The following is a 4,211-nucleotide window of genomic DNA, read 5'->3' as shown; positions in this document are numbered from 1 at the left end:
CGGCGACCGACACGGCGGTAACGATGTCGTTGCTCCATACGGCGCCGGTGAGGCCGTACGGTAGTTCATTGGCCTGCGCCACCGCCGCGTCGAGGTCGGTGAATCGCAACACCGATAGAACGGGGCCGAAGACTTCTTCGCGGGCAACGGTCATCGACATGTCGACATCGGTGAACACCGTTGGTTCGACATAGAACCCAGCCTCGAACTCCTTCCCCAAGGGGCGTCCTCCGCCGGTGACGAGTCGGGCACCTTCACGTTTCGCCGATTCGATGTAGTGATGCACCTTGTCATACTGAGCCGACGACACCAGGCAGCCCATCTCGGTGGACGGATCCAACGGATGACCGATCTTGATCGACTGCAGTCGCTCGGTCAGTCCGGACACGACCTCGTCGTGAAGAGAATCGTGCAGGAAGAGTCGGGTCGTAGAGCCGCATGATTGCCCTTGGCTCCAATGGCAATTCATGCCGAACGCCGCACCTTCGACGACAGCCGCAGGATCGGCGTCCTGACACACGATCATCGCGTTCTTGCCGCCAAGTTCGAGCGTGACGTGCTTGATGCCGGCCTCGGCTGCCGCAGCAACCACCTTCTGGCCGGTCGACACGCTGCCGATGAGCGCGATGCGCTTGACCCCGCGGTGTCGGACTAGTGCGTCGCCCGCGATTGCGCCGCTGCCGGACAAAATGTTGACGACGCCTGAAGGAAACGACTCGAGCACCACCTCGGCCATCAGCAACGAGGACAGCGGAGCCTGATCCGGCACCTTCAGGATCAGAGTGTTGCCCGTGATCAGAGGTGCGCCGACCTTTGCGGCAGCGAAGAGGATCGGATGGTTGTAGGGAATGATCCGTCCGACTACGCCGTATGGTTCTTTACGCGTCATCAACCAGCTCCGGGTCATCGACGGCAGAGTGTCGCCGGTGATTCCAAAGGCCACCGAGGCGTGATAGTCGAGCCATCTGGCCGCCAGCATCACGTCGCCGATCATCGCCGTCACCGGGTTGCCGGTGTCGATTGCGTCGAGTAGTCCGAAGTCAACTGCGCGGGAACGCAATCGCTCAGCGAATGCGCGGATCAACTCGGCTCTTTCGAGCAGTGTCGTGTCACGCCACGCCGGAAACGCGGTTGCGGCGGCAGAGACGGCCGCGTCGACGTCAACTGGACCGGCCGCAGGTACCGTCGCGATCGTCGAGCCGTCGTGAGGCGCTGTGATCTTCATCGTGGCGCCATCGCGTGCACCGACGCGATCGCCACCGATCAGCATCAGCCAGTCCCGGTCGAGCAGAGCCGCGACATCGGTCTTGTTGCTCTCTAAAGAGGATTGCACGTGCCGATGCTCGCTTCCATGAGTAGTACACACCAGGCGTGGTTCCACACTAGCGTTCGCTTCACCATCATGGGTCAGCTTTCAAAAAGCTTCAGCGATACAACTAAATCCGTCAAAGGGCGGCATCAACGCCACCACTATTCGAATCGACCACACGAACGTAAGACATTGGCACACAACGTTAATTGGGGTCCGGCATCAGGTGCGCCGCCGTGCTGCACACAGCGTTGACGAGAGGCGATGCGTCAAAACCTTTGACCCAGGCGGCTCGATCTGAATATAGTTCACAGGTATAAGTACTGGCCTCGTGTCCGAGCGTGTCGAAACCACCAGAAAGGTCGGGGATGATCGAACTACAGGACATCGCCTACGTTCGCTCCGGCGTGACCGATCTAGAGCGTGCGACGCGATTCGCGGTCGACATCGTGGGGTTGGACCCGGTTGTAGCGGAGCCCGGGGTCGCCTATTTGCGTGCCGACCACCGCCACCACTGCCTCGCGCTCGTGGAGAGCGACCGGGCCGGGGTCCACGCATCGGCGTTCTCGCTGCGGGACGATGCCGCGCTGGAGGCCGCGGAAACGGAACTTCAGCGGCATGGCTGCACGGTGTGGCGCGGTACAGCCACACAGTCACGACAACGGCGTGTGCGTAATTTCATCGCCTTCGACGACCCGTTCGGCAACCACGTCGAGCTGGTCACCGGTCAGACCGTCCTGGCCCGCCCGATCAACTTCGGGAGGCCCGCCGCCGGGATCTCCGAATTCGGGCACCTGTGCCTCGATGCTCCCGACGTGCGCGCGGCGCACGAGTTCTGGTCAACGGTGTTCAACGGCAGGGTGTCCGATTGGATCGGCGACGGCGCATGTCTGATGCGCATCGATCCGGTCCACCACAAACTGGCGTTCTTCCAGAACGACGCGGGGCCTGGTTTCTGCCACATCAACTTTCAGGTCAGAACGCTCGACGACGTGATGCGCAACTGGCGATTCCTGCAACAGAACGACGTGCGCATCCTGCACGGCCCCGGCCGGCATCCGACGTCGACGGCCATCTTCGTCTACTTCCTCGGCCCGGACGACCTGACCTACGAGTACTCGTTCGGCGTCCAATTGATCGAGGACGACGCGGCGTGGCGGCCGCGGATGTTCGAACTCGAGGAACCGGGTTCGATAGACATGTGGCTGGGGCCCACCCAGCGAACGGTTTCTCAATCGCAACTGGCAGAACGCCCATCGGTGAATGCGGACGCAAATCCGTCCGAGTCGGCCGTCAGCGTCTGATGCAACCCGACGAGTGTGACCAGATGGCCGAAGACATCCTGGAGGCGTACCGGACCGGTGAACCCATTGCGCCGCTGACGGATCGCTCTCCTGATTTGACCATCGCCGACGGCTACGCGATTCAGCGGGCTCAGACCACCCGGTGGCTGGCCGACGGGCGGGTCATCAAGGGTCACAAGGTCGGCTTGACATCTGCGGCCATGCAGCGGCAAATGGGCGTTGGTCGGCCAGATTTCGGGGTTCTGCACGACCGGATGTTCTACCCGGAGTCGGAGGTGGTGCCGTTCTCGGCGTTCCTTCAGCCGCGGGTCGAGCCGGAGGTTGCGCTGGTATTGCGGCGCGGGTTGGCCGGTCCCGGCGTTACCGTCGCCGAGGCGCTGGCAGCGGTGGACTTTGCGCTGCCCGCACTTGAGATCATCGACAGCCGCATCGAGGACTGGCGAATCAGCATCGTCGACACGATCGCAGACAACGCGTCGTCGGGTGGGGTCGTACTGGGCTCGCACCCAATCCGCGCGGACGTTGCAGACCTTCGCCTGCTTGGCTGCAACCTATTCTGCAACGGTGAACTGACGGCCACGGGCGCGAGCGGCGCCGCTCTGGGGTCGCCGGTGGTGGCGCTGGCATGGCTGGCCAACACCCTCGGTGAGCACGGCGACTCCCTCGATGCCGGAGACGTCGTGCTCCCGGGGTCGGTCACCGCCGCTCAACCGGTCCGCAGCGGCGACGTCTGGACCGCCCAAGTCGCCGAGCTCGGTCCAGTTACAGCACGTTTCGACATGGTCGAGTCATGAGCTCGTGGTCCGTCGACCGAGCGGCAACCGAGCTGCTCGCCGCTCAAGACACGCCTTCGGCCCGCGAGCCGCTCACCGACGAGTGGAACGAGCTCGATCTCCGCATGGCGTACGCCATTCAAGACGAGACGCTCTGTCGTCGTATCGAGCGTGGTGAACAACTCGTTGGTGTGAAGCTCGGTCTGACCTCGCGCGCCAAGCAGGAACGGATGGGCATCTCTTCTCCACTGGTGGCCTGGCTCACCGATGCGATGACGCTGCCCGCTGGGGCGCCGGTGCCCGGCGGATCACTCATCCATCCCCGCGCCGAACCGGAACTCGTCTTCGTCATGAAGGAGAGATTGAGCGGTCCCGGTGTCACGGCGCCGCGGGCGATGTCGGCGGTAGGGCGGGTGCTCGCGGGTGTCGAGATCATCGACTCCCGGTATCGCGACTTCCGATTCACCCTGCCTGACGTCGTAGCCGACAACGCATCATCGGCGCGTTATCTGACCGGATCGATCGGGTTGGCGCCGGAGCGACTGGATCTCGCACTGGAGGCATGTCTGGTCGAAGTCGACGGCGTCGTCGTCGACAGCGCCACGGGCGCCGCGGTGCAGGGCCATCCGGCCGAAGCACTTGCTTTGGCGGCCAACACCCTTGCCGAGCGCGGCCTCGCGATCGAGCCCGGTTGGATCGTGCTCACCGGTGGGATGACCGACGCGGTCCCGGTGAATCCGGGGACCACGGTAAGGGTCCATTTCTCACACCTTGGTTCACTGGTCGTACACAGAGGGAAGTAGGGCAATGCCGTTCATTGAAGTT

General features: G+C 63.4%; 4 protein-coding genes. 3 read left to right on the top strand and 1 reads right to left on the bottom strand.

Translation table 11 applies throughout. From position 1 onward, the window contains the following. Positions 1–1,333: aldehyde dehydrogenase family protein (locus tag QOD90_RS12270; RefSeq protein ID WP_526349999.1), on the bottom strand; the 1,333-nt coding region annotated here is incomplete at its 3' end. Positions 1,334–1,677: 344 nt separating this feature from the next. On the opposite strand from QOD90_RS12270, the gene QOD90_RS12265 reads away from it, so the two are divergent. The 3 genes from QOD90_RS12265 to QOD90_RS12255 are packed head-to-tail and all read left to right on the top strand — an operon-like array spanning position 1,678 to position 4,189. Beyond that, positions 1,678–2,613 carry a VOC family protein gene (locus tag QOD90_RS12265; RefSeq protein WP_526349997.1) on the top strand — a complete coding sequence of 312 codons (936 nt, stop codon included), beginning with the start codon at positions 1,678–1,680 and terminating at the stop codon, positions 2,611–2,613. 23 nt (positions 2,614–2,636) lie between these two features. Then, a complete protein-coding gene (locus QOD90_RS12260; RefSeq protein WP_526349995.1) occupies positions 2,637–3,407 on the top strand; it encodes a 2-keto-4-pentenoate hydratase in 771 nt (256 codons plus the stop codon). Next, on the top strand, positions 3,404–4,189 hold the full coding sequence (locus QOD90_RS12255; RefSeq protein ID WP_526349993.1) for a 2-keto-4-pentenoate hydratase: 786 nt from the start codon (positions 3,404–3,406) through the stop codon (positions 4,187–4,189). Before QOD90_RS12260 ends, QOD90_RS12255 begins: the two co-directional genes overlap by 4 nt. Positions 4,190–4,211: the final 22 nt, after the last annotated feature.

Origin of the sequence: Mycobacterium sp. (assembly GCF_032161845.1) — a bacterium.
GTDB lineage: Bacteria > Actinomycetota > Actinomycetes > Mycobacteriales > Mycobacteriaceae > Mycobacterium.
This window is presented reverse-complemented; position numbering and strand designations above follow the sequence as displayed.